We start from the raw sequence: 24,659 nt of genomic DNA, 5'->3' as shown, positions 1-24,659 counted from the left end.
CCGTGCACCGCACTGTCGTACCGAGGAAGGCCATGGTCATGCCGCACCCGCACCGCCACCCACACGTGTCACCCACGGATCGGCCCCACCGCCCCGAGCGGGCGGTCGTCAGCCGCCGTCGTCTCCTTGAGGGAGGAGCCGCCGTCCTCGGCGCGCTCACCCTGTCCGCGTCGTCCGCCGTGGCGCACCCGGCCCGCCGGCGCGAGGCGGCGGACGGATCTCCGGAGTGGAACGGCAACATCGACGTTTTCCAGCTGGGGACCGAGCCACCGCACACCACGCTCATGCCGTACGCGGACGTCAGACAGGCACTCGCCGGCGACCGCACGCGCTCGCCGTACCGCCAGAGCCTCGACGGGAAGTGGAAGTTCGCCTACGCGGACCGCCCCGACGACCGGGACACCGACTTCTACCGCACCGACGTCGACGACTCCTCCTGGGACACCATCCCCGTCCCCTCGGCCTGGCAGCTGCACGGCTACGACTTCCCGATCTACATCAACATCACCTACCCGTGGTGGGGCCCCAACGGCCTGGGCGAGGAAGCGCAGCCGCCGGCCGCCCCGACGCGTTACAACCCCGTGGGCCAGTACCGGCGCACCTTCACGGTTCCTCGCAACTGGTCGGGACGACGGACGTTCCTGCACTTCGAAGGCGTCAAGTCCGCCCACTACGTGTGGATCAACGGCGAGTTGGCGGGCTACCACGAGGACTCCTACGTCCCCGCGGAGTACGACATCACCCCGCATCTCAAGCCCGGCACCAACCAGATCGCGGTGGAGGTGTACCGCTACTCCGACGGCGACTGGCTGGAGGACCAGGACATGATCCGGCTGAGCGGGATCTTCCGCTCGGTCTACCTCTACTCCACGCCGGACGTCCACCTGCGCGACTTCAAGCTGGACACCCCGCTGAGCGACGACTGCACGGCCGCCGAGCTGTCCGTGACCGCGAGTGTGCGCGGCTACGGGGACGCCGCTCGGGACTCCGGCAAGTACGCCGTCGAGACCCAGCTCTACGACGCGCGCGGCCACGCCGTCTGGTCCCGTCCGCTGCAGCAGTCCGTCGACCTCGGCTCCGCTCCGGCCGGCGAGGACGTCTCCGTACGGGCCGCCAAAGCCGTGCCCGCGCCGAAGCTCTGGTCGGCCGAGCACCCCTACCTCTACACCGCCGTACTGCGGCTGCGCGACCCGGCGGGCAAGGTGATCGAGACCCTGTCGCACCGGGTCGGAATACGCGAGTTCGCGCTCAAGGACGGGCTGATGCGCATCAACGGCAAGCCCGTGTCCTTCCGGGGCACGAACCGCCACGAGATGCACCCCGACCGCGGCACGGCGCTTACCCGCGCGGACATGGTCCGTGACATGGAAATCCTCAAGCGGATCAACATCAACAGCGTCCGCACCTCGCACTACCCCAACAACCCGCTGTGGTACGAGCTCGCCGACGAGTACGGCCTGTACCTCGTGGACGAGACCAACCTCGAGACCCACGGCATCCGTGACGAGTACCCGGGCGACCACGCCGACTGGAGCAAGGCCTGCGTGGCCCGCGCCCAGAACATGGTCCACCGGGACAAGAACCACGCCTCGGTCGTCATCTGGTCGCTCGGCAACGAGGCCGGCGGCGGCAGCACGTTCGTCGCCATGCACGACTGGATCCGGTCGTACGACCCGACCCGCGTCATCCAGTACGAGGGCGACGACCGCCCGGAGATCAGCGACATCCGCTCGGAGATGTACGAGAGCCCCGCGCGCGTCGAGGCCCGCGCCAAGGACACCGGCGACACCCGCCCGTACGTCATGATCGAGTACTCGCATTCCATGGGGAACTCGACCGGCAACTTCAAGAAGTACTGGGACGTCGTGCGGCGGCACGACGTGCTGCAGGGCGGATGGATCTGGGACTTCGTCGACCAGTCCCTGAGCTGGCCGACCCTCACGCGTGCGCTGTTCACTGAGGCCGGGCCGGCCGCGCTGCGCGGTGAGATCCAGGCCGGCAGCGCGACCTTCGACCGCGAGAAGGGCGTGTCCGGCAGCACCACCTTCGCCCGCGACACCGGCCTCGACATCACCGGCTCCCTGACGCTGGAGGCCTGGGTCACCCCGCATGTGACCGGCTACCACCAGCCCCTCCTCGCCAAGGGCGATACCCAGTACGCCCTGAAGCAGACGAACAAGAACCTGGAGTTCTTCATCCACGGCGGCGGCCAGTGGGTCACCGCGAGCTGGGCGCTGCCGGACGGCTGGACCGGCAAGGAGCACCACATCGCGGGCGTCTTCGACGCGGAGGCGGGCACGCTGACCCTCTACGTCGACGGTGAGGTGAAGGCCACCAGAACCACCACCCGGCGGCCCGGCAGCAACACCGCACCGCTCACGCTCGCCACCGACGCCGACAACCCGACCCGGGAGTTCAGCGGCACGATCCGTCGGGCGCGCGTCTACGCCCGCGCCCTCTCCGCGGCCGAGCTCGCATCCGACGGGCGCGGCCCCGGCGGCGACGGGGTGCGATTCTGGTTCGACGCGGCCACCGTCAAGGTCACCGAGAAGCGGCCGAAGGAGCGCACCTTCTTCGCGTACGGCGGCGACTGGGGCGACCACCCCAACGACGGCGCCTTCGTCGCGGACGGCATCGTCACCGCCGACCGCGGACACACCGGCAAGGCCGCGGAGGTCAAGCAGATCTACCAGGCCATCAACGCCGCACCGGCCTCCGGCGGCGACACCGTCACCTCCGGGCGGGTCACCCTCACCAACGAGTACCTATTCACCAACGTCAGTGAATTCGACGGCCGTTGGACCCTCGTCGCCGACGGTGAGGTGGTGCAGCGCGGGAAGCTGAGCCGTGCGCAACTGGACGTTCCGCCGCTGTCGAGCAAAGAGATCACCGTTCCCGTGAAGCTGCCGGACGACCAGGCGCCGGGCACCGAGTACTTCCTTCAGCTGTCGTTCACCACCAAGGAGCCCACGAAGTGGGCGAAGGCCGGCTTCGAGGTGGCGAAGCGGCAACTCGCCGTCGCCGCCGACAGCCCGGTGGTCAAGCCCGTGCCGCTGGAGCGCGTACCCGCACTGCGCCACAAGGACGGCGACGCGTCGGTCACCGTCACGGGCAAGGGCTTCTCCGGCAAGGGCTTCTCCGTCACCGTCGACAAGTCGAGCGGGGTCATCACCTCGTACGAGGCGGGCGGCACCCGGCTGATCAGCTCCGGACCCGCGCCGAACTTCTGGCGGGCGCCGACCGACAACGACTACGGCAACGGCCAGCACACCCGCAACCAGACCTGGCGCGACGCCGGCGCCCGCCGCAAGGTGACCGACGTGAGCGTGCGCGCGCTGCGCGACAAAGCCGTCGAGATCAAGGTCAGCGGCACGCTGCCGACCACCGTCGAGTCCACGTACACCACCACGTACACGGTCTTCGGCAACGGCGAGATCAAGGTCGACAACACCCTGCATCCGGGCGCGGCGAGCCTGCCGTACATCCCGGAGGTCGGCACGCTGCTCTTCCTGCCGCGCCGCCTGGACCGCCTGCACTACTACGGGCGGGGCCCCGAGGAGAACCACTGGGACCGCAACGACGGCACCGATGTGGGCCTTTACTCCGGGACCGTCGCCGGGCAGTGGACCTCCTACATCCGCCCGCAGGAGAACGGCAACAAGACCGACGTCCGCTGGGTCGCCCTGACCGACCGGAGCGGCGAGGGGCTGCTTGTTTCCGGCGAGCCGCTCCTCGAGGTCAACGCCTCGCACTTCACCCCGGAGGACCTGTCGGTCGGGACGCGCCACGACTTCCAGCTCACTCCGCGGGACGCGGTCGTCCTGCGGCTGAACCACCGGCAGATGGGCGTGGGCGGCGACAACAGCTGGGGCGCGCACACGCACGACGAGTACAAGCTCTTCGCCAACCGCGACTACTCCTACACCTACCGGCTGCGACCCCTGACCGACGTCGACCGGGCGATGGCGGCCTCACGCCGGCCCACGGCAGGGGAGTTCTCCGGGTAGCGCATCGCGGCGGGCTCCGTCACTGCGCGGGCGGCGGTGTCGGTCGTACCAGGCCCGACTGGTAGGCGATGACGACCAGTTGGGCGCGGTCGCGTACGTCGAGCTTGGTCATGGCGCGCTGGACGTGGGTCCGTACGGTCAGCGGGCTGAGCACGAGGTCGTCGGCGATCTCGCTGTTCGACTTCCCCTCGGCGGCCAGGGCCATCACCTCGCGTTCACGGGCGGTGAGAGCGGCGAGACGTTCGGGCGGCGCCAGATGGTTGCCGGCTTCCGGGGTGGCGAGGAAGCGGCCGATGAGGGTCCGCGTGGCGACGGGCGAGAGGAGGGACTCGCCGGCGGCCACGGTGCGGATGCCGTCGAGGAGCGCATCGGCGGTGACGTCCTTGCCGAGGAAGCCGCTCGCGCCGGCACGGAGGGCCTGGGCGACGTACTTGTCGGTCTCGAACGTGGTCAGGATGAGAACGCGGGTGGCGGACAGGTCCGGGTCGGCGCACAGGGTGGCGGTCGCGGCCAGGCCGTCGGTGCCGGGCATACGGATGTCCATGAGGACGACGTCGGGGTGGTGGACCCGGGTGAGGTCGACCGCCTCGCTGCCGTCGGTGGCCTCGGCGACCACCTCCATGTCGTCGGAGGAGTCTATGAGGATCCGGAAGGTGGCTCTGAGGAGGGCTTGGTCGTCGGCGAGCAGGATGCGGATGGCCATGTGATCTGTTCTTCCGGTTCCTTGGGGTGAGTGTGCAGCGGCAGCTGCGTGGTCACCTCGAAGCCGCCCTGGGGACGGTGGCCGGCCTGGAGGTCACCGCCGACGGAGTGGGCCCGCTCGCGCATGCCGATGAGGCCGAAGCCGCGGCCCGGCGACGGGGTGGCGGGCACTGTGGTGGTTCCGTCGTCACAGACCGTGACGGTCAGGCGGTCGTGGGAGTAGGCGAGCCGTACGTTCGCTGCCTTCGCGGCGGCGTGCTTGGTGACGTTGGTGAGGGCCTCCTGCACGATACGGAACGCGGTGAGATCCACTCCTGGCGACAGGGGCCGCGGTATGCCTTCCGTGGTGACGGTGACCTCGAGACCGGCGGTCCGGCACGCGTCCGTCAGCTCGGGGAGCCGCGCGAGTCCGGGGGCCGGTTCCAGCGGGGCGTCGGGGTCGTTCGCCTGGCGCATCAGGCCGACGGTGGCCTTGAGCTCGCGCAGCGCCGAGGACGTCGTACCGGACAGGTCGTCGAGGATCTGCGGGACCCGGTCGGGGTGGGTGCGCGAGAGGTGTGCGGCGGTGCCGGCCTGGGCGTTGGCCAGAGCCAGGTGGTGGGCGACGACATCGTGCAGCTCGCGGGCGATGCGCATGCGCTCCTCGGCGACCCGCAGGCGTGCCTCCTCCTCGCGGGTGCGTTCGGCGTGGTCGGCGCGGGCCTGCACGGCCTCCATGTAGGAGATCCGCAGTCGGGCCGCGCTGCCGGCCACGACCGGCAGCAGTACCCAGATGGTGGGGGCGAGCGTCTTGAGGACCAGCGGATAGGCGAGCCGATCGGTGATCACCGCGTTGGACACCAGCAGGAAGACGGTGACCAGGAGGTACGCGCGTGCGGTCCTGCGGTCGGTGAGAGCGGCCAGCCAGTAGAGCGCCGCCATGACCGGTGCCAGCAGGAGGGGGTTGAGCATGTAGCCCATCCCACTGGCGGCCATGGCACAGACCGTGGTGATGATGACGGTGGTGCGCGGATAGTCGCGATGCCTCAGCAGCGCGATGCAGGAGACCGCCGCGAGCAGCACGGCGGGCAGCAGCTGATGCGGCCTTTCGACGTCCGGGATGGTCAGCGAGGCGCCGAGGACGGCGAAGATGAACAGCACGAAGGCCGCCGCCGAGTCGGCGGCACGGGGATGACGATCCGTGTATCGCTCCAGGCTGAGAGTCATCAGGTACTCCGGTCAGAGGCTGGGACCATGATGGACGACGCCGCGGCCGGGAACGGCCCCGCGTCCGGAGAACGGCCGACAGCCATGAGGCAGGAGGTCTCCACATCTGATCTCGGGGACCTCCCCAGGCTCTCCGAGGACGGCCCCAGGCGTCGTCGTGCGCCTGCCGACAATCCCGCCTACTGAGAACGCAGTACGTGCCGCCCGCGCGTAGTCCTTGATGAGTACGTCCTGGATGAGCACGTCCTGGATGAGCACGTCCGGGACGAGGCCGAGTGGGCAGGGCCCCAGGTACATGTCGGATTCTCGCCAGCCACGGCCATGACCGTGGCTGATGCTGGAGGGCATGCTGAACGGGATGCACACCGACACCGAGCGCTGCGTACGCGCCGTCCAGTCGAAGGACGCCCGCTTCGACGGATGGTTCTTCACGGCGGTGCTGACCACGCGGATCTACTGCCGGCCCAGCTGCCCCGTCGTGCCGCCGAAGCCGGAGAACATGACCTTCTACCCGAGCGCGGCCGCCTGTCAGCAGGCCGGATTCCGGGCCTGCAAGCGCTGCCGCCCGGACACCAGCCCCGGCTCGCCCGAGTGGAACCAGCGCGCCGACGTGGTCGCCCGCGCGATGCGGCTGATCGGCGACGGAGTGGTGGACCGCGAGGGCGTTCCCGGCCTCGCGACGCGGCTCGGCTACAGCACCCGGCAGATCGAGCGCCAGCTCCTCGCCGAGCTGGGCGCCGGACCGCTCGCCCTCGCCCGTGCCCAGCGCGCCCAGACCGCGCGCCTCCTCATCGAGACGACCCCGGTCCCGATGGCCGAGATCGCCTTCGCGGCGGGCTTCTCCTCCATCCGCACCTTCAACGACACGGTCCGCGAGGTCTTCGCCCTCTCACCGAGCGAGCTGCGCGCCCGGGTACCCAAGAACCGCACCAACTCGCCCAATACGCCTGGGGTGTTGACGCTTCGTCTGCCCTTCCGGGCCCCGCTCAACCCCGACAACCTCTTCGGTCACCTCGTCGCCACCGCCGTACCCGGCGTCGAGGAGTGGCACGACGGCGCGTACCGGCGCACCCTGCGCCTGCCCTACGGCCACGGCGTCGTCGCGCTCACCCCGCAGCCCGACCACATCGGCTGCCGGCTCACCCTCAGCGACATGCGTGATCTGCCCGTCGCCATCAGCCGCTGCCGCCGCATGCTCGACCTGGACGCGGATCCGGTGGCGGTCGACGACCAGCTGCGTACGGATCCACTGCTCGCGCCCCTCGTCGACAAGGCACCGGGCCGCCGGGTGCCGCGCACCGTCGACGAGGCCGAGTTCGCCGTACGCGCGGTGCTCGGTCAGCAGGTGTCCACGGCGGCCGCCCGTACCCACGCGGCACGCCTGGTCACGGCTCACGGTGAAGCCGTCGACGATCCCGAAGGCGGCCTCACCCACCTCTTTCCCTCCACCGAGGCGCTGGCCGCGCTCGACCCCGAGGCGCTCGCGATGCCGGCCACCCGCCGGGCCACCCTCACCACCCTCGTACGCCAACTCGCCGACCTGACCCTCCACTTGGGCGTCGAGAGCGACTGGGAGGAGACCCGCGCCCGACTGTTGGCGCTGCCCGGGTTCGGGCCGTGGACCGTCGACGTCATCGCGATGCGCGCCCTCGGCGACCCCGACGCCTTTCTGCCCACCGACCTCGGTGTCCGGCGCGCCGCACAGGAGTTGGGACTGGCGTCCACGCCCGTCGCGCTCACGGCCCACGCCGCGGCCTGGCGCCCCTGGCGGGCGTACGCCGTCCAGTACCTGTGGGCGACCGACAACCACCCGATCAACTTCCTTCCCGGGGAGCCCCGTTGAAGCAGCACCACGTCATCGACAGCCCGTACGGACCACTCACCCTTGTCGCCACGGACGGCACCCTGTCCGGCCTCTACATGACCGACCAGCGCCACCGCCCGCCGGAGGAGACCTTCGGGGAACCCGACGACACGCCTTTCGGTGAGGTGATGGACGAGCTACGGGCCTATTTCGCGGGCGAGTTGAAGGAGTTCACCGTTCCCCTGCGGCTGGACGGAACGCCGTTCCAGCGCTCCGTGTGGGAACAGCTCCGGAAGATCCCGTACGGCGAGACCCGCACGTACGGCGCACTCGCCGACGCCCTCGGCAGCCCCAAGGCATCCCGTGCGGTGGGCCTCGCCAACGGCAAGAACCCGGTCGGGATCATCGTGCCCTGCCACCGCGTGGTGGGCGCCGACGGCAGCCTCACCGGCTACGGCGGCGGCCTGGACCGCAAGCAACGGCTACTGGACTTCGAAATGGGATCTGCCCTCTTCTGAAGGCCCAGCGGTCGGCTCCGGCGTGCGCTGAGCGAAATTTCACTACCATCGCGAAGTATCGTTGTGCATCAATTCAGCCTCCTCCGCACCCTTTTCCTATTGAAGGTTTGTCAAGGGCGCGGGACCGTATGGGTGGTTTCAACGCGGCCTCTGGTTTTTCCAGTGACCCGTCAAGGGATGCCTACGCGGCTGTCGAGCCGCCCTGCGGTTGCGGCATCTTTTTCCTTCAACGGCCCCTGAAATTCAGGCAGAAGACGTCGCCAGTGGTCGCCGCTGAAAACCTCGCACTGACCTGAGACCTGCCGAGTCGTCGACTCCACCGTCTCGACAAGCCTCAAGTAGTCGCGCGGAAAAGCGGTATACAGGCGCCGAGGAGGAAATATGTCGCAGAAACAACAGACCGCCAGAGCCCGGAGAAGCCGCAGATATGTGGTGACTGTCGTGGCGGCGGCCATGGCGCTGTTCATGACACAGGGAATCGCGTGGGCGGACGCACCGACGTTCGCGACCCATGTCGAGTACGGGGTAGGGAACTCTCCTGTCGCCGTGCGGGTGGCCGACTTCGACGAGGACGGCAACCAAGACGTTGCCGCGGCCAACTTCGACGACGACACCGTGTCGGTCGCGCTCGGCAACGGCGACGGCACTTTCGACACCAAGGTCGACTACGGCGTGGGCGACATCCCGGACGGAATCGAAGTCGGTGACTTCGACGAGGACGGCAACGTCGACCTGGTCTCGGCCAACACCGGTGACTCCACGGTGTCGATCCTGATCGGCAATGGTGACGGCACGTTCGACCCCAAGGTCGACTACACAACGGGCACGTCTCCGTACAAGGTGGCGATTGCCGACTATGACGAGGACGGCAACGTCGACCTGGCCGTCAGCAACATCGACGACGCCACGGTGTCGATTCTGGACGGCAATGGTGACGGCACGTTCGACCCCAAGGTCGACTACGGAACGGGAACCTGGCCCTACGGAGTCGCCACGTCCGACTTCGACGAGGACGGCAACCTCGACCTGGCCGTCTCCAACGTCGGCGATGCCACGGTGTCGCTGCTGTTGGGCAATGGTGACGGCACGTTCGATGCCAAGGTCGACTACGGAACGGGTCTTCAGCCCAGTTGGGTAGTTCTGGCGGACTTCGACACGGACGCCAACGTCGACCTGGCGGTCGCCAATCTCGAGGACAGCACGGTGTCGGTGCTCTTGGGCAATGGTGACGGCACCCTTGACACCAAGGTGGACTACGCAACGGACGTGGCGCCGATCTCGCTCGCGGCAGCGGATCTCGACGGTGATTCGGCTCTCGATCTCATCACGCCGAACTCCGCAGGGAACAATGTGTCGGTGCTGCCGGGCAATGGTGACGGCACCTTCGGCACCAGGGCCGATTTCGGCGTCGACAGCACGCCGTTCTCGGTGGCGGTGGGCGATTTCGACGAGGACACGCGCCCTGATGTGGTGACCTGCAATTACCAGCCGAACACCGTGTCGGTCCTGCTCAACACGACGACCCCATAAGACCGGAGGACCCTCGGGCCTGCCGTCCGGCGGCTAGGCGACCGAATGGGTCATCGTGCCGGTATAGGTGCCTGCCACCGCGGTGGCAGGCACCGACATGGTCAACGTCGGCTGCCAGATCACGGAACTGGCAGTCGTCACAAGCGTGTTGTAGGAGAACGCCACGCGAGGGGTGTCCAGAGGCTGTTTCTGATTTGTGTTCGGCTGCCCGGGAACAAAGTTCCCGGGGCCCGTTTTGGAGACGAGCGGACCCGATGCGTACGCCAGACGGCTCGACGAAATCGTCTCGAAGGCGGTGCCGCCCCCGGTGGTGAAAGCGGTCGCCGACACAGTGGCGGACCAGTTCCGGTTGCCGCTGCTGGTCACCCTCACCTGCCCCAGCTGCACGGTCGTAGATTGTCCGCGCGCCGCAGACCCGAGGTTGGCCGAACCTGGAGCGGTGATCGCGGGGGCGGCCATCACGGCGCGGGGAACCACGAAGGTCGCGGTGGCCGCCATGGCCCGCGCGGCCCGTCCCGATTCCATCGGAGGCAGCGTCAGACAGCCGGCACACAGCATTACTCCGGTCCCGATCCGCAAAGAGAGTCGGGGCCGTGAAAGGGATCGCGATCGCACCCATGCTCCTCGTCCGTGGGATCCCGGCTTCGCTCGGTCTGGACTCCCGGCCAGTGAAAGCGGCTGCCCGCGGACCGCTGGCCGGGCTCGCCGATGCGGCGCGGTCGGTTCACCGTGATGGATGAATCGGCTGGGCACTCCAGCCGTGTGCCGGCGACTGCCGATGACTACTGGCGGATTCCGCGCGGGTGAAAAGTCAGCTAATCGGAATGGCTCGTCAGGTGACGGTGGAAGGGACCTGTTGATCAGCGGGGTTCAACTGGCGATCAGCTCTGGGAGTAGCAATGGATTCACGGTTCAAGCAGTTGGGAAGAGTCACGTCCCGTGTCGGGCTCTCGGTCGTCGCCGTGGCGGCCCTCGGTGTGGTGACCGCCGCTCCGGCGTCCGCGGCGGACACCGGCACGACATTCACCGTGACCGGGGATGTCTTGGGGATCACGGCCCCGGCCAATGCGCCCCTGGGCAGTGGGGCGCCGGGCACCGACATCGCTCCTGTGGCCGGGATCGGAACCGTCACAGTGACGGACGGCCGGGCCGTGCAGCCCGCCGTATGGACCGCGACGGTGACGGCCACCGCCTTCACCACCCCGGGTGGTGGTGCCTCTCGCACCATCGCGAACAGCAACGTGGACTACTGGTCGGGTACGTGCACCGGCACCGGCGGCGACGGAGGCGGTGCCACACCGGTGTGGACGGGCGGACAGGCCAATGCGGGGGCGGCAGTGGATCTCAGCACGAGCCGAACCGCCTGCGGCCTCACCGGCGGCGCCGGCATCAACACCGCATCATGGGATCCCCATCTCATCGTGAATGTCCCCGGCAACGTTGTGGCCGGCGACTACTCCGGGACCGTGACCCACTCCGTCGCCGGTGCCTAGGCGAGCCGCCCCGCTGCTTCTGCTGCTCCTGCTGACCGCGCTCGTCCAGGGCGCGGTCAGCAGTGATGCCAACGCGACGGGGGATGCCCCGGGAGGAAGCGGGGGCCCCGGAGAGCCGAAGGGGACGTTCGGCCTACGGCTGCTCGACGCGCCGGTCGTCCGGCGCGACGATCCCCGCGCGTACACCTCCGTCGTCGATCACCTCAATCCGGGCGCCACCATCGAACGGCGCGTGGAAGTCGCGAACAAGTCACCGAATCCCCTGCGCGTCAGCCTCTACGCCGCTGCCGCTTCCATCAAGAACGGCAAATTCACCTTCGCCGCCGGCCGCTCCAAGAACGAACTGTCGGAATGGACATCGCTCGACCGCCCCGTGCTCACCCTTCCCCCGGAGAGCAGAGAGACCGCGCGGTTCAGAATCCAGGTGCCGCGATGGGCCTCGCGGGGCGAGCGGTACGCGGTCATCTGGGCCGAGGCCGCCAGCTCCGGCAAGGGCAACATCAAGCTGGTCAACCGGGTCGGGACCCGGCTCTATCTGGATGTCGGCCCTGGTGGGGAACCGCCCTCGGCCTTCCGGATCGAGAAGCTCACCCCCGCACGCTCCCCCGAGGGCAAACCGCAGCTCACCGCCCAGGTCCGCAACACCGGTGAACGCGCATTGGAGATGTCCGGCAAGCTCTGGCTCTCCAAGGGGCCGGCGGGTCTGAGTGCCGGTCCCTACCTCGTGGCACGGGGCACCACTCTGGCCCCCGGCGATACGGGGTCTGTGAGCGTCGCGCTGGATGACAAACTGCCCAACGGCCCCTGGAAAGCGAAGCTGACTCTGGCCAGCGGCAGGGTCCGGGAGACCGCCACCGCCACCGTCAGCTTTCCGTCGCCCGGCATGTGGGGCGCGTCCATCGCCCCCGACATCGCGAACTTCAGGCAGTGGCCCCCTCTGCTGTCCTGGGGACTCGCCGCCATGACGGCCATCCTGGCCGCCCTGGGCGTCCGACGTCTGAAGTGGCGACGCGCGCGGCGCCGGTCCTGAAGCCCTGCGTGCTCGGGGAGAGGCTACGCGGGTTCGTGTCAGCCGACCCGGTGGCCGTTCTCCAGCTCCGCCGTCCCCGAGCCGTCCGCCAGGACATCCAGTGCGGCCAGTACGCGCCGCCCCAGCGCGCCCGGCAGGTACTCGGCGAGGTCGTGGCGAGGGACGAGGCGCCAGGACAGCAGTTCCTCCTCCTGGAGGCGGATCGACTTGAACTGGTCCTCCTCCAGGACGCCGCCGTCGTACAGATACGCCACGATCGGCGGGCGCGCCGAACCCGGGACCCAGTCCACCGCCAGCAGCCGACCGACCTCCAGGTCCAGGCCGATCTCCTCAGCGGTCTCCCGGCGGGCGCCCTGCCGCGGAGTCTCCCCGGCGTCGGACTCGACGGTTCCGCCGGGCAGCGCCCACCCCTCGCGGTAGTTGGGCTCGACCAGCAGCACGTGGCCCTCGGCATCACGGAACAGCGCGGCGGCACCGGCGAGGACGCGGGGGAGACCGGCGATGTACGTGGCGTAGTCAGGAATGGTCATTGAGGAAGCCTAGCGAGGCCGCCCCACCGCCCGCTGCCGCGCGCGGTGGGGCGGGCCGAGCTCCCAGGTGTTCACATCTGTGTCCGCGCCAACCGCAGCGTCCGCTCGGCCAGTTCGCTGATCCGTACGCCGTCGAAGCCGAACACCGCGCTGCGCACGGTGTCCTCCAGCGGGTCCTTCCACTGCGGCGGGATCGCGGCGCCTCCGCCCAGCACGCCCGCGACGGAGCCCGCGGTCGCGCCGTTCGAGTCGGTGTCGAGGCCGCCGCGCACAGTCAGGGCGATGGTGCGGGTGAAGTCCCCGTCGCCGTAAAGGAGTCCGGCCGTGAGCACTGCGGCGTTCGGGATGACGTGGATCCAGCCGAGCGCGGCCGTCTCCTCCGCGATGGTGGTGAGCGTGTCCTCCCACGTCAGGCCGGACTCGTGGAGCGACTGCACTCGGCGTACGGTGCGCGCCAGGCGGCTGCTTGCCGGGATTACCGTCAGCGCGGTGTTGAGGGCGGCCCGCACGGTCGGCGCGGTGAACGCGGCGGACACCAGCGCCGCCGCCCACATCGCCCCGTACACGCTAAAACCCCGTTCTTAGCGCTACTCTGGAAGGGGTCAGGAAGTGACCCCGGGGAGGACCGATGACCACAGCCACAGCGACGCTCACCGCCCGCGAGTACCTGCGCGTCAGCGTCGACAAGTCGGGTACCGAGCGCAGCCCCGAGCAGCAACACTCCGAGCACGCGGAGACGGCTGCCGAACTCGGCATCACCCTCGGCAAGCCCTACAAGGACATCGGCTCCGCCAGCCGCTACGCCAAGAAGGCCCGCGACGACTTCGAGCGGCTGCTCGCCGACCTGCGCAACGACCGGTTCGGCGCCGACCTGCTGTGGCTTTGGGAGTCCTCGCGCGGCAGCCGGAAGACCGGCGAGTGGGTGACGCTGCTCGACCTGTGCGAGGAGAAGGGCGTGCGCTTCTACGTGCAGACCCACGAGCGCATCCTGGACCCCCGCAACGGCAACGACCGGCGGACGCTGCTGCTGGACGCGGTCGACTCCGAGTACGAGTCCTACAAGACCCACAAAAGGGTGACACGCGGCGTGAAGACCAACCTCAACCACCCCGGCGGAGCCAGGGGGCACGGCGTATGCCCCTTCGGCTACGAGCGTGGCTACGAGCGCGTCCGGGACGCCAACGGCCGCCGGGTCATGCGCCCCACCGAGCAGAGGCCCGAGCCCAACGAGGCGCAGGCCGTCATCGAGCTGTTCTTCCGCATCCGCGCCGGGTACTCCATGGCCGCCATCGAGCGGGACTTCAAGGCGCGGGGCCTCGTCGGCCGCCAGGGCAAGCCGCTGAGCGCGCGGACCATGCGCGGCATGGCGCAGCGCGTCGCCTACATCGGCAAGCGCACCCACAAGGGCAAGGAACTGCCCGCGTCGTGGCCGGTCGTCGCAGACTTCCCTGGCGCCAGCTACGACGGCAAGCCGGTCAGCGTCGCGGAGTTCGTCAAGGTGTTCCACGAGGTGCAGAACATCCTGAAGAACGGCGACCGGCGCACCAACTTCTCCGGCGGCGCCCGGCACGCCTTCAGCCGCACGCTGGTGTGCGACGTCTGTGACGCCCCCATGACCGTCACCTACCGCAAGGCGGCCGGTACTCCCCAGCCCCCGGCCTACCAGTGCCATGGCCGGGGCTGCACCCGCATCAACAAGGAGAAGACGGACTGCCTGCTCCGCACGGTGGTGCTCGCGTACCTCGCCCGACCCGACGTGTACGCAGTCGTCACGCCGCAGGACGGCGGCGCGGAGCTGGTTACCGTGCAGGCTGAACTGATCCTGAAGCGGAGCCAGTTGGAGGCGTTCGAGGACGAGGACCCGGAGACCCCGGCCGAGGCGCGGCTCATCGGTCGCAAGATCGAGAGGCTGACCGGCGAGCTCCGTGAGCTGGAGAAGCGCGAGACGGAGCTGACGCCCGGCCCGTCGCCGCTGGCCGCCCTGTTCGACTACGGGCCCGACGTGGAGAAGCGCTGGGATGCCACGCCCGTGGAGGCGCAGCGCTCCATTGCCCGCATGCTGCTGGCGCCTGACGTGCTCGGGCAGGTGCGGGTCAAGCAGGTGTCCGCCAGCGCCTCGCAGGACGTCACGGACCGGCTCACGTGGGTGGACGCCGACGGCCGCGAGGTGACCCCGTCGAGCCGCTGAGCGGCCGCCTTCCGGCCTGTCCCGGGCTGTTGGCCCAACGCACCGGCCCGCTCGTCCCCTGGCCGGGAGATGCCCGCTCAACGCAGCTGAGCCCCCGTCGCGTAACGGCGGCTCAGTGCTGTGCGGGGGACTATTTGCCTTGGTGACACGCGCATCTGCACCGGCGCACGAGCAGGATGCGGCCGCCGTGGATCAACGGCGCGTCCTTGGTCTGGCGACAGTAGGCGTGCAGGTCGGCGGACTCGGGCCCGAACTCCGCCACGGTGCACTCCGCCGACAATGTGACGTCGGCCTCGGTGGCGCCTTGGTTCACTGCAGGTCTCCCCGGTTGCGCGCGTTGGCGCGTCACGCTCGCCGACAGCCGCTCGGCCACCGTCACCCGGTGCACCCGGTCCGGCGCGCAGCTCCGCTCCCGGCCTGCCGCCGACCGGGCCGCGCTGCTTCGGTTACACCGCAGACGGCGCGGAGCTCGTCGAAGGCGAGGCCGCCGAGGTCAAGGACTGCTTTCACGCGCTGCTCGCCGGAGCGACCCTCTCCGGCATGGCTGCCGACCTCAACGGGCGGGGCATCCTCGACCGCAACGGCAAACCCTGGTCACACAACACCATCCGCGGTGTACTCCTGAACGAGCGCTACGCAGGGCTGCGTCAGTACCGTGGCGAGCTGCACCCGGGTAAGTGGCCGGTCATCGTGGACGAGGCCACATGGCGGGCGACGAGCCGGGGACCGGGCCGGCGGTGGCTGCTGTCGGGGATCGCCCGGTGCGGTGTCTGCGACGACGGGACGACCGTGACGTCCGGGTCGCGGGGCGGCCCAAAAGGCACGCGGGGGCTCACGACGCCGCTGTACCGGTGCCGGAAGACGAAGCACCTGGCGCGCGGTACGGAACCGATCGATTTCACCGTCGAGGAGTACGTGATCCGGCGCCTGTCGCGCCCCGACGCCGTCGATCTCCTCGTCGACGAGACCGCACCGAGGACGGAGGAGCTGCGGGCGAAGGCCGTTGCCTTGCGGTCCCGAATCAGGTCCCTGACCGACGAGTTCGCGGATGACGACGATGCGGACGCCGCCGAATTCAAGGCCGCTACCCGCAGGATCAAGGCCCGGCTGGCTAATGTCGAGGCGCAGATGGCGCACCTGCAGCGGGCGCGCATCCTGGTTGACATCGTGACCGCCGAAGATCCCGCCAAGGCCTGGAAGGATCTGACGCTGGACCGGCAGTGCGCGGTGGTCGAGACGCTGGCCACGGTAACGCTTCTGCCCGGCCGGCCGGGCAGGGCGCCGTTCGATCCGCGTTCGGTACGGATCGAGCCGCTCCAGGGGATGGGCTGACCCCGCGGGCGGAGCAGCCCGCGCAAAGGGTGCGTGTTCAACGCGCACCCTTACGGCGGACACCGCTCGCCCCTGTGTGACCCCTGATTCGCAGGGGCCCACAGGTTGCCGATGGTCAGGTTCCGCCCGGACGGCTGGGCACCGACGGGAAGATCGGAGCGTTCAGACCAGTTCACGGCCACGTGGTCGTCACAGAGCAGGCTGCAGGCGCTGCTTGAGGAGTCGCCGCCTGCGGTCGGCCTTTCCACATCTGGCGGCCTTCGCTGTTGGTGCCGACGAAGGTGAAGCCGTGGGGTTCGAGGATGTCGGCGAACTGGAGGTTGGCGGCAAGGACGTCGAGGGGGCCGTCACCCGCTGGCTGATGCCGCATGGCGGGCCATGTTCGACGGGGCGCGGGCGTGGTCAGGCCGAGCCGCTTCTTCTTCCGGTCTTGCTTCTCCTGTGTCGCCTGGGCGAGGATCTCGCGTGTTGCGGGTAATGGGGGGCGACGAGCGCGGCCAGGTCGCGGATGTCGTACACAGCGCCGTCGCCGGGGCCGATACTGGTGGGCCGCTCAAGGCATTCCTTGCGATTGACCGTGCCAGGCAGCTTCATGAGCCGATCGAGGTTTCCGACTTCGCTGTCCCATGACCAGCAGCACTGGTAGGCATGCGCGGCGAGGATGGCCTGTACGCCGCTGGTGAGCTCCTTGACGTGGGCGCGGTCTTCGTCGTCACCGATGATGTGCGCCTCGCGAGCAGCCACAGGGGATTGTAGCCGCCTCCGGAGTTGGTCCAGCCGCTCGGTTCGGGCATCGGAGATTCGGTCACGACCTTGGCGACGGCCTCAGCGTCGGGCGGCGCGGGGAGGTCGTCGAGACCGGGCTTGTGACCGATGGTGCCGAAGTCGCCGTCTGCCCACAGGTGGGTGAGACAGTGGGCCAGGTCTTCGCCTCCACGCCCTTTTTCGGGCTACTCGCGCAGAGTGGTGACCTGCGCGTAAATGCCCTTGGGCTTACGGGCGTCGAGGCAGGCGGCGTATTCCACGGTTGCCGACAGGCCAGCTTCGGCAGTGGGGAATCTGCGTCCGCCCCATCCGCCGGCGTCAGAGCAGATGTCCGTTTTTTTGTTGAGGGCCCGGTCGCTGGCGAGCGAGGAGCCGGGCCTTCGGCATGTGCTGGATGGACTGGCCCCTGTCGGTCTGCTGCTGGAACACCGGCCTGGTGGGGCCGCTTCTAGGCGGCGATTGGCTTCGACTCGGTCGGCTTGCGCCGGAGCAGGGCTTTCAGCCGGTCCCGCTGCTCGGGGGTGAGTGGGGGCGCCTGGTCGGCCAGTTTCTGGGCGTAGCGCCGAATGTCGGCGATCTCCGCAGCGGTCAACGCCATCAGGTCACCTTCTGGAGCGCCACGCCGCAATCAGCGGAAGAGTCGTGCCCGAACATGTTGCCCGCCTTGTATAGAGTGAACCGAATGCCTATTGATGCTCTATTGAAACATGAGTCGGAATGCCACTCAATAGGTAGTTGGCTCCTACTCGATGAGCACCACTGCACGGGGCGTGCGCAGTACTGGCTGCGACGACAAGGCTGACCTGAACTTCTTCCCCAAGGTGCGCCTCTTCTGGCGCCCGCCCCCAGCCCGGTCAGCGCGGGTGATACCTCTCTCGGGACCCGTCGCGGGTCTGTGTGGCGACGGCCGAGAGCTATGTGACAACCCACCTGGGGGCCGCGCCGAGCGCGCCTATGATCGATGCATGCCGTCGTCCCTTCCCACGTCCCTTGCTGTGTCCGACGCCATCACCCACTACCGCCAGCTGCGCGAGCTGACCGTCGACGAGCTGGCCTATGTGCTCCGGATGCTCGATCACCCGATCTCAGCCGATGTCCTTGCGGAGATGGAGCGATGCGCTCGCCCCGTGACCGTCGACGACCTCGTCGCGATCGCCTACGCGCTCGACACGACCCCCGCGGTGCTGCTGTCGCACATTCCCATCGATATGCCGGAACCCGAAGGACCCCTTGCCACAGGTCTCCCGAGCGACGTCGACCAGACCGAGCTCCGGGCCTGGATCGAGGGGAAGACCACGCTCGACCGCAAGTCGCGGGTGAGCTGGTGGGAAGAGCGGGCCGGTCGCCTCAGGGTCCGGTCGGCACATCACGAGGAACAGCTGCAGGGCGCGTATGCGGAGCTGCGCGAGCTTGGTGACCTGGCAGTCCAGGAAGCTGACGCCCCGCCGGTGCAGCGTCTGCAGTGGCGCATCCAGGACGGCGAGCACGCGCTCAACCAGTCCGAAGTTGCGCTGGCGTTGACTGAGCATCGACTCGACAATCTCCGAGAAGACGCCTGACGGGCTGAGTCCGGGCCAGTCAAAGTCACCTATCCATAGGCGGCTTTGACTGGCTTTCTGTCGTCACGTGGTACATCTGGTACATCAATCTGCAATACTGATGATGCGCATTGCGAATGCCTTCACAAGTGCTGATGTACGAGAAGGAAGCTCGGACGTCGGTCAGGTGGTCCTCGAGGGGCCGGCTTCGGCTCCCGGGGGTGGTCGAGATCCGGGTCTCAGGGATGCAGTGTGGAACTGTGGAGCCGAGACGCTGGTCCCTGTGAAGAGGGCACCACCTGGACACGCAGGACTGAACGAGAGAAAGCGGGGGCGATCATGACTGAGGATCAGCCTCAGTTACCCGAGCAGCCGACACAGGGCCATACAACAGCATCGCAGGCCGTGCCGCCGCGACCGCAGGTTCCGCCCGTTGCCACGGCCGAGCAGTGGGCCGCCGGGTTCCAGCAGACGCATCACCGCGAGCCGACGATGTCCGAGTACCAGGCCGCCGTTCATGCCGGACTGATCACTCCCGAGCGCAGGCCTCGTGATCCGTCGATGCAGCAGATGGCCGACGGAGCCAAGCAGGTCGTCAACGGTGCCCGGGACTTCTTCAACACCAAGATCGCGCCGGCCGTCGAGAACTCTGGAGCCAAGGAGTTCCTCAGAAACTGCATTGCCCCCGCCGCGCAGAGCGCCGCGCGCTCGATGCAGCGGAGCACCTCGCGTCCGGGACTGGCCAAGCTGAGGGGGCTGGCCACCTTCATCCTTCCCGCCGCGGCGTTCCTGGCGATCATCTCGCTGTTCATGCCGGTCGCTTCAGCCATGGGCTTCTCGGTCAACTACTTCAGCGACGAGGCCGGCGGCGAGGGCGGCTTCCTGCTCTTCATCATGCTCGTGGCCATCGCTGCCTCTGTCGTGGCAGTCATCCGCAAGGCGAACTGGTCCCGCATCACCGCCGGAGTCGTGGGCATCGTCGCCGGCCTGATCGGCATGATCGACGGCTTCGGGACCATGGGCTCCGTCAGCGGCACCGACGGCGTGTCCGTCGGGGGCGGGCTGGTACTTCTGTCTCTGCTGTCGGTCGTGATGCTGGCTGCGGCCATCCTCATCCTGCTGCCGCCGCGTCAGACGCCTACGATTCCGCCGATGCCGCCAGCCCAACCTCCGCAGAGCTGAACCAAACCGACTGTCCAGAACGAATGAAGGAAGAACACCATGAACTTCACCAGGACCGCACGTGCGACGCGGACGAGGATCACCGTGTCCGCCGCGGCCCTGGCCGCGGGTGCTCTCATGCTCACCGCCTGCAGCGGGAGCAGCGATGCTGCTTCCTCGCAGAGCCCCAGCAGCAGCCTGGCCTCCAGCTTCGACGGTGACTACATCTCCATCACCGACGGGGCGCGCGGCGGCATCGCCGCCATCGACGGCCACAAGATCACGTACATCAACGTCACCGCGGGCGACCAGCAGTGCCAGCTGACCACGAAGGCTCTCGACGACATCAAGCACCGCTCGATCGTCAAGGGCGGCAAGACCGACAAGGGCCAGTACCAGGTCCTTTCGACCGGCACGATCAACGACAGCCGGACCAGCGTGCTCTGGGACGACGTCAACGGCTCCGACCAGACAGGCACTGACCCAGGATCCGGCTCGATCTCGATGTCGAACAGCATGATCACGCTCGGGTACACCTTCGCCTACTCGATCGACCAGGTCCAGCTCATTCCCGCCGACAGCGACCAGGCGAAGACCTTGATGGCCAAGGACTGCAACCAGCAGAGCTGATTGCCGCACCACCCAGGCAGCACGAAACCCTGTGGACACCATGTCCGACTGCACCATTAGGGACATCGGGAGTCCGGATTCGCCGCCGACGTGGCCAGCAACGAAGCGGCCGCCCGGCTGGACTACCTCGAAGACCTCTACCGGGACAGCGCTTCAAGGACTACGGCGTGCATGGGGGGAGCTGCCCGGCGTGGTCTCGTCGTCCGCCCGGCTGCGGACGATGCTGCAGCATCTGACCAAGACGCTGCACCCCGGGGTGCTGAACGACTGCTTCTACCAGGCCGCCACCGCCCTGGGCCCATAGCCGACCCGGGTGCGGGGTCGACACCGGAACAGGCCGGGTGTTCGTGCAACGGCCTGTTCCCCGTTCACGTCGGCGTCTCGTCATGGGCATCCGCGGGTTCCGGTGGTGTCCCCGAGGAGACGTTTTGCTGCCACCGGCCGGACGCGAAAAGGACGCTGATCGCCGAAGCCCCGAGCAAGACTCCGATGAGACCCGTCAATGCGCCAGCCGGGACACGCATCGGCCTCCAACCAGACCCCTGACGGCCTCTCACGAGCACGCCCTGACGACGGGTCTGGTCATGGATACGAAGGAGCCGAGCGCCTCCATCCTTTGCGTCAAGGGCAGGGCCTTCCTCTACGTCATGCGGGGGCAAGCGCGCCAAGGCCCTCGGCCGTCCCCTGCCGCTGCACAACGTGTGTCTGCACTGTCCCAATACCCGCCGGTCGGCGGTGCACTTGCCCCGGCTCACCACCGCACGGGACCAGGCCCTGACGATGCTGGACCTGCCCAAGAGGCAACGCCAGGCCCTGCCCCGGCTGCAGGTGATCACCCTGACCGACTACGCCACCGAACTCGACGAACTCATCCAGAGCATCACCACGGACGACACCGAGGAAGGTGTGGAGTCGGCGTGAACGACGAGACACGGCTGCGTATCCGGCACACCTTCGACCGGCTTTCGGCGGACGGCCGAGTACTCACCGACATCGACCGCGGGCTGAGGGATGCGTTCGAGCGGCTGATGCACGGGCTGCCCGAACTCACCGACGGCAAGATCACGATTGTCAATCTGTGCACCGAGGCCGGTGTCTCCTGCGCCTCCTGCTACCGCTCGCCGGTGGCGCAGGCGGTGAAGGAGATCCTGGAAGCGCCGCAGACCCGCCGCACGGAACCGGAGGCACTGCGGGCAGAGTTATCCCGGCTGAAGAAGGCGGAGCGTGAGCTTCGCCGAGAACACGCCTCTGAAGTCCGCGAGTTGAAGGACACTGTCGCTACGTACGCCAACCAGATACAGCTTCTCGCGCTGCGGAACGCCGACCTTCAGGCGCAGAATGCTCGCTTGGCCGAGCAGCTCAGGCAGGCTGGGGCAAAGGTCACTCCCTTTTGCCTGGCTTCTGAGAACGCACAGCTTCGACAAGAGCACTGGAAGCGTCTGCCAAGGTCACCCATATCGGCCCAGCTCGGCAACCACGACCTTGAAAGGTCAACGTTTGAAACTATGAGCACCAAATGATCTCGCAGTACACCGATCGGAGAGGCGCATGGGGGACAACTGGACCCTCCTGTTGGGCGACAGGCAGATCAGGATCGGGAAGAACGAGACGCCCGCCAAGCTCATGACGGTCTTCCGTGAGGAAGACAAGTACCAGCACCTCGAATGGGCTCGGCGCGTCGACGAGGTCAACGCGCGTGGTGAGGCAGCGTGGGACGAGCTCGATGAGTTCGAGGGCTTCAACCATCGTGAGCTCTTCGGTTACCGGACCACAGTCCAGACGATCTTGACTCGCCTCAAGCTGATGGGCTTCGATCCCGATCGATGCAGCCAAGAGATGATCAAGGATCTCGAAGGCGTCAACGAGGATGACATCGAGGACGGGCTTCTGGTGTTGAGCCGTCCCACGCGAGAGCGCAAGCAGGAGATCTGCCATCGAGTCTCTGCCGCCGAGGTCCTCGACACGGGGATCACGGCCTACCTCAAGCGAGCGGAGGCCTTCGGGAACTGGAAAAAGGGGGACGATCGCCCAAAGCTGGCCGAGCTGGAAGAAATTTGCGTTTCGCAGCTGGACTTCTTCTTTGATGATCTTGCAGTCGATCCGAGGCTTTTCCTTGTCCTGATCCTTAGCTCTCAAGATCCTAAAGAGGTCCTACAGCTCGACATGAGCGAGCTGCTTATGGCTGGCTACTTTGAGAGAAGCGAGGCGGTCTCGACCGAGGCCCTCCAGCAGCTGCGAGATGAGATGGCGAGCAGTGGACCCATCATCGTCATCACCGAGGGGAAGTACGACTCCCGTGTCCTAGGCCGGGCACTACGTATCGTCAGGCCCGACATCGCTGGCTACTTCACCTTCTGGGACCTCGAGGAAACCAAGGCAGCCGGCGGGACGGACCGGGTGGTCGCCAACCTCAGGAGCTTCGCAGCCGCAGGTGTGATGAACCGTGTCATCGCCCTCGTCGACAACGACGCGGCTGGACTGGCTGCACTGAAGACCTTGGCCAACCCGGCTCTTCCCAAGAACTACATCGCTCGCAATCTGCCCGATCTGGACTACGCGCGCGCCTATCCAACCCACGGATCTTCGGGCCCAAGTCAGGACGACGTCAACGGCCGAGCTTGCTCCGTCGAGTTCTACTTCGGCCTGGACTGCCTCATCGGCCCTGACCGAAATCCCGTCCCCATCCAGTGGACATCGCTGAACAAATCGGTGAACACGTGGCAGGGAGAGCTGCAGAACAAGCGCTACGTCGAAGAGAGGATCGATGCTCTGCTTGACGCCGCGGAAGCTGGACACGTGCCACTGGACGAGCGCTGGGACCCCCTTCGAGAGATCGCGCAGATCCTCATCGATGCTGCCCAGAGCCGGTAGTCGCATCTGGCACTGCCAGCAGTCAACGGTCAGCTCCAAACCATAGCCACAACATGGCGCGGGCCTGGTGGCAGTGGGGTAAGCCGGAGGAGACCGCGGTCTCCTTGCTCGCTGCTCACCGAGAAGCGCCCGCAGAGGTCCGGGACCGCCCCAGCATGCGCGCCATCGTCACCGAGCTTGCCGAACGCCACCCCCGCACCGCGAGCGTCCGCCAGCTGGCTGCGGCCGTGCACGCGCGGAGCGCCTGAGTAACCCGCTGCCACCCTGTTGCAATCGAGACGATGTCCCCGGCATTCCATGATCAAAGGACACTGGAAGGAAGCCGACAGCTCCAATCCCGACAACGGGCTTGCCTAAGCGCTGTCCCGTAAATGATCTTTGACATGCCGGATGACATGCTTGCTTCTCCGTCACCCGGTGAGGGTGAGGTTGTGCAGGCGGGCGATGCCGAGCATGGCGTGGTGGACGCCGTCGCCTTTGAGGCGGCAGTCGCGGAGGATCTTCCAGGTCTTCATGCGGGCGAAGGTGTGCTCGACGCGTGCGCGGACCTTGCGGTGGGAGGCGTTGTGTTCCTCTTTCCGGGCCGGCAGTTCGGTCTGGCCGCGTTCGCGGCGGTGCGGGATGACCAGGCCGGTGCCGCGGTAGCCGCCGTCGGCGATCACCGTTGTGCGGCCGACGGCGGCCTTCGCTCCGGACAGCTCCCATGCCTTGCAGTCGTTGCGGTTGCCGGGCAGCGGCCGGCCGACGGCGACGACCAGCCGGGTGTCGGCGTCGATGACGACCTGGTGATTGGTCGAGTACCGATAGTTCTTCGACTGCTCGGCGACCTGATGGTCGCGGGTGGGGACCAGGGTGCCGTCCACGATCAGCACCGTGTCCTTGCGGAACCGCTTGCGCTGTTGCAGAGCCAGCAAGGGCCCGAGGTGGTCGATGATGCGATCCGCTGCTGACTTCGAGATGCCGAAGAGCGGGGCGAGCTGCCGCAATGTCAGGTTCGTCCGCCAGTACGCGGCGACCAGCAGGACCCGGTCATCCAGTGGCAGGCTCCATGGCCGTCCCTTGCGAACGGGGTCTGCGCCGTCGCGTCGTAACGCGGTGATCAGCTTGCCGAACTGACGCGGACTCAGTCCGCTGAACGGGGCTATCCAGGAAGGCTCCGACGCCGTGATCACACCAGTCACTGCGTGATCATTCCACTGCTTCAGGTGCTCCCTGCTCGAACGCGAGGCGGCAGCGTTCAACCTGCTCGGCTATCTGCTCCATGAACCAGCGCATGATCTCGTAGGGGATGACGTGCTCGTCGTGGCTGTGGATGTGAACGGTCGGCTCCAGGCTCGGGTCCTCGTCGGGTATC

At 67.8% G+C, this 24,659-nt stretch carries 23 protein-coding genes and 1 pseudogene; 15 read left to right on the top strand and 9 right to left on the bottom strand.

The window, feature by feature from the left end; genetic code table 11:
- The first annotated feature begins 38 nt into the window (after positions 1-38).
- Positions 39-4,007, top strand: a complete 3,969-nt coding sequence (locus tag FE633_RS17795) for a glycoside hydrolase family 2 TIM barrel-domain containing protein (protein ID WP_138046147.1) — start codon at positions 39-41, stop codon at positions 4,005-4,007.
- Between the two features lie 19 nt (positions 4,008-4,026).
- Here the strand turns inward: FE633_RS17795 and FE633_RS17790 are convergent, their stop codons facing one another.
- Both FE633_RS17790 and FE633_RS17785 read right to left on the bottom strand, forming a co-directional pair.
- Complete coding sequence (locus tag FE633_RS17790; protein ID WP_138046146.1) at positions 4,027-4,710, bottom strand: response regulator transcription factor; 684 nt, start codon at positions 4,708-4,710, stop codon at positions 4,027-4,029.
- The gene (locus FE633_RS17785; protein ID WP_138046145.1) at positions 4,644-5,915 is read right to left on the bottom strand and encodes a sensor histidine kinase; all 1,272 of its coding nucleotides are present in this window, start codon (positions 5,913-5,915) and stop codon (positions 4,644-4,646) included. The genes FE633_RS17790 and FE633_RS17785 overlap by 67 nt, the downstream gene beginning before the upstream one ends.
- Positions 5,916-6,273: 358 nt before the next feature.
- Here FE633_RS17785 and FE633_RS17780 point away from each other — a divergent pair, with 358 nt between their 5' ends.
- The 3 genes from FE633_RS17780 to FE633_RS17770 all read left to right on the top strand — a co-directional run bounded on the left by FE633_RS17780 (position 6,274) and on the right by FE633_RS17770 (position 9,767).
- The gene (locus tag FE633_RS17780; protein WP_138046144.1) at positions 6,274-7,758 is read left to right on the top strand and encodes an AlkA N-terminal domain-containing protein; all 1,485 of its coding nucleotides are present in this window, start codon (positions 6,274-6,276) and stop codon (positions 7,756-7,758) included.
- Positions 7,755-8,237: a methylated-DNA--[protein]-cysteine S-methyltransferase gene (locus tag FE633_RS17775; RefSeq protein ID WP_138046143.1), complete on the top strand. Its 483-nt coding sequence runs from the start codon at positions 7,755-7,757 to the stop codon at positions 8,235-8,237. The genes FE633_RS17780 and FE633_RS17775 overlap by 4 nt, the downstream gene beginning before the upstream one ends.
- Positions 8,238-8,678: 441 nt before the next feature.
- Positions 8,679-9,767 (top strand): FG-GAP repeat domain-containing protein, encoded by a 1,089-nt coding sequence (locus FE633_RS17770; protein ID WP_171060003.1) that lies wholly within the window; start codon positions 8,679-8,681, stop codon positions 9,765-9,767.
- A 33-nt stretch (positions 9,768-9,800) separates the two neighbouring features.
- Here the strand turns inward: FE633_RS17770 and FE633_RS17765 are convergent, their stop codons facing one another.
- Complete coding sequence (locus tag FE633_RS17765) at positions 9,801-10,292, bottom strand: hypothetical protein (RefSeq protein WP_138046141.1); 492 nt, start codon at positions 10,290-10,292, stop codon at positions 9,801-9,803.
- Between the two features lie 374 nt (positions 10,293-10,666).
- On the opposite strand from FE633_RS17765, the gene FE633_RS17760 reads away from it, so the two are divergent.
- Both FE633_RS17760 and FE633_RS17755 read left to right on the top strand, forming a co-directional pair.
- The gene (locus FE633_RS17760; protein WP_138046140.1) at positions 10,667-11,260 is read left to right on the top strand and encodes a hypothetical protein; all 594 of its coding nucleotides are present in this window, start codon (positions 10,667-10,669) and stop codon (positions 11,258-11,260) included.
- Positions 11,253-12,290, top strand: a complete 1,038-nt coding sequence (locus tag FE633_RS17755) for a peptidase (RefSeq protein ID WP_212747235.1) — start codon at positions 11,253-11,255, stop codon at positions 12,288-12,290. The genes FE633_RS17760 and FE633_RS17755 overlap by 8 nt, the downstream gene beginning before the upstream one ends.
- A 38-nt stretch (positions 12,291-12,328) precedes the next feature.
- Here the strand turns inward: FE633_RS17755 and FE633_RS17750 are convergent, their stop codons facing one another.
- Positions 12,329-12,820: an NUDIX domain-containing protein gene (locus tag FE633_RS17750; protein WP_138046139.1), complete on the bottom strand. Its 492-nt coding sequence runs from the start codon at positions 12,818-12,820 to the stop codon at positions 12,329-12,331.
- Positions 12,821-12,891: 71 nt separating this feature from the next.
- Positions 12,892-13,395, bottom strand: a pseudogene (locus tag FE633_RS17745) (ADP-ribosylglycohydrolase family protein); the annotation flags it as partial.
- 53 nt (positions 13,396-13,448) lie between these two features.
- Here FE633_RS17745 and FE633_RS17740 point away from each other — a divergent pair.
- Together FE633_RS17740 and FE633_RS17730 are read left to right on the top strand one after the other, a co-directional pair.
- On the top strand, positions 13,449-15,008 hold the full coding sequence (locus FE633_RS17740) for a recombinase family protein (protein WP_138046138.1): 1,560 nt from the start codon (positions 13,449-13,451) through the stop codon (positions 15,006-15,008).
- 312 nt (positions 15,009-15,320) lie between these two features.
- Positions 15,321-16,340: a recombinase family protein gene (locus tag FE633_RS17730; RefSeq protein WP_138046137.1), complete on the top strand. Its 1,020-nt coding sequence runs from the start codon at positions 15,321-15,323 to the stop codon at positions 16,338-16,340.
- Between the two features lie 172 nt (positions 16,341-16,512).
- On the opposite strand, the gene FE633_RS17725 is transcribed toward FE633_RS17730, so the two are convergent.
- From FE633_RS17725 to FE633_RS47305, 3 genes are all read right to left on the bottom strand, one after another.
- Positions 16,513-16,710, bottom strand: a complete 198-nt coding sequence (locus tag FE633_RS17725) for a hypothetical protein (protein ID WP_138046136.1) — start codon at positions 16,708-16,710, stop codon at positions 16,513-16,515.
- A gap of 32 nt (positions 16,711-16,742) precedes the next feature.
- A complete protein-coding gene (locus tag FE633_RS17720; protein ID WP_138046135.1) occupies positions 16,743-17,084 on the bottom strand; it encodes a hypothetical protein in 342 nt (113 codons plus the stop codon).
- Between the two features lie 469 nt (positions 17,085-17,553).
- Positions 17,554-17,703 (bottom strand): hypothetical protein, encoded by a 150-nt coding sequence (locus FE633_RS47305; RefSeq protein ID WP_171060002.1) that lies wholly within the window; start codon positions 17,701-17,703, stop codon positions 17,554-17,556.
- Between the two features lie 397 nt (positions 17,704-18,100).
- Here FE633_RS47305 and FE633_RS17715 point away from each other — a divergent pair, with 397 nt between their 5' ends.
- The 7 genes from FE633_RS17715 (at position 18,101) to FE633_RS17680 (ending at position 23,553) form a co-directional block, all read left to right on the top strand.
- Positions 18,101-18,664, top strand: a complete 564-nt coding sequence (locus tag FE633_RS17715; protein WP_138046134.1) for a DNA-binding protein — start codon at positions 18,101-18,103, stop codon at positions 18,662-18,664.
- Positions 18,665-18,982: 318 nt separating this feature from the next.
- The gene (locus FE633_RS17710) at positions 18,983-19,825 is read left to right on the top strand and encodes a hypothetical protein (protein WP_138046133.1); all 843 of its coding nucleotides are present in this window, start codon (positions 18,983-18,985) and stop codon (positions 19,823-19,825) included.
- A gap of 39 nt (positions 19,826-19,864) precedes the next feature.
- Positions 19,865-20,434 (top strand): hypothetical protein, encoded by a 570-nt coding sequence (locus FE633_RS17705; RefSeq protein ID WP_138046132.1) that lies wholly within the window; start codon positions 19,865-19,867, stop codon positions 20,432-20,434.
- 735 nt (positions 20,435-21,169) lie between these two features.
- Positions 21,170-21,355 carry a hypothetical protein gene (locus tag FE633_RS17695; protein WP_138046131.1) on the top strand — a complete coding sequence of 62 codons (186 nt, stop codon included), beginning with the start codon at positions 21,170-21,172 and terminating at the stop codon, positions 21,353-21,355.
- A complete protein-coding gene (locus FE633_RS47785) occupies positions 21,352-21,954 on the top strand; it encodes a coiled-coil domain-containing protein (protein ID WP_212747234.1) in 603 nt (200 codons plus the stop codon). The genes FE633_RS17695 and FE633_RS47785 overlap by 4 nt, the downstream gene beginning before the upstream one ends.
- A gap of 28 nt (positions 21,955-21,982) precedes the next feature.
- Positions 21,983-23,305: a HEPN/Toprim-associated domain-containing protein gene (locus FE633_RS17685; protein WP_138046130.1), complete on the top strand. Its 1,323-nt coding sequence runs from the start codon at positions 21,983-21,985 to the stop codon at positions 23,303-23,305.
- 53 nt (positions 23,306-23,358) lie between these two features.
- Positions 23,359-23,553, top strand: coding sequence for a hypothetical protein (locus tag FE633_RS17680; RefSeq protein ID WP_138046129.1), 195 nt, complete (start codon positions 23,359-23,361; stop codon positions 23,551-23,553).
- Between the two features lie 162 nt (positions 23,554-23,715).
- On the opposite strand, the gene FE633_RS17675 is transcribed toward FE633_RS17680, so the two are convergent.
- Complete coding sequence (locus FE633_RS17675; protein ID WP_138046128.1) at positions 23,716-24,486, bottom strand: transposase; 771 nt, start codon at positions 24,484-24,486, stop codon at positions 23,716-23,718.
- Between the last annotated feature and the right edge of the window lie 173 nt (positions 24,487-24,659).

Origin of the sequence: Streptomyces montanus, from assembly GCF_005786655.1 — a bacterium.
Classification (GTDB): Bacteria; Actinomycetota; Actinomycetes; order Streptomycetales; family Streptomycetaceae; genus Streptomyces; species Streptomyces sporangiiformans.
Note: the sequence above shows the minus strand (reverse complement) of the source record. Positions and strands in the feature narration are given on the sequence as shown.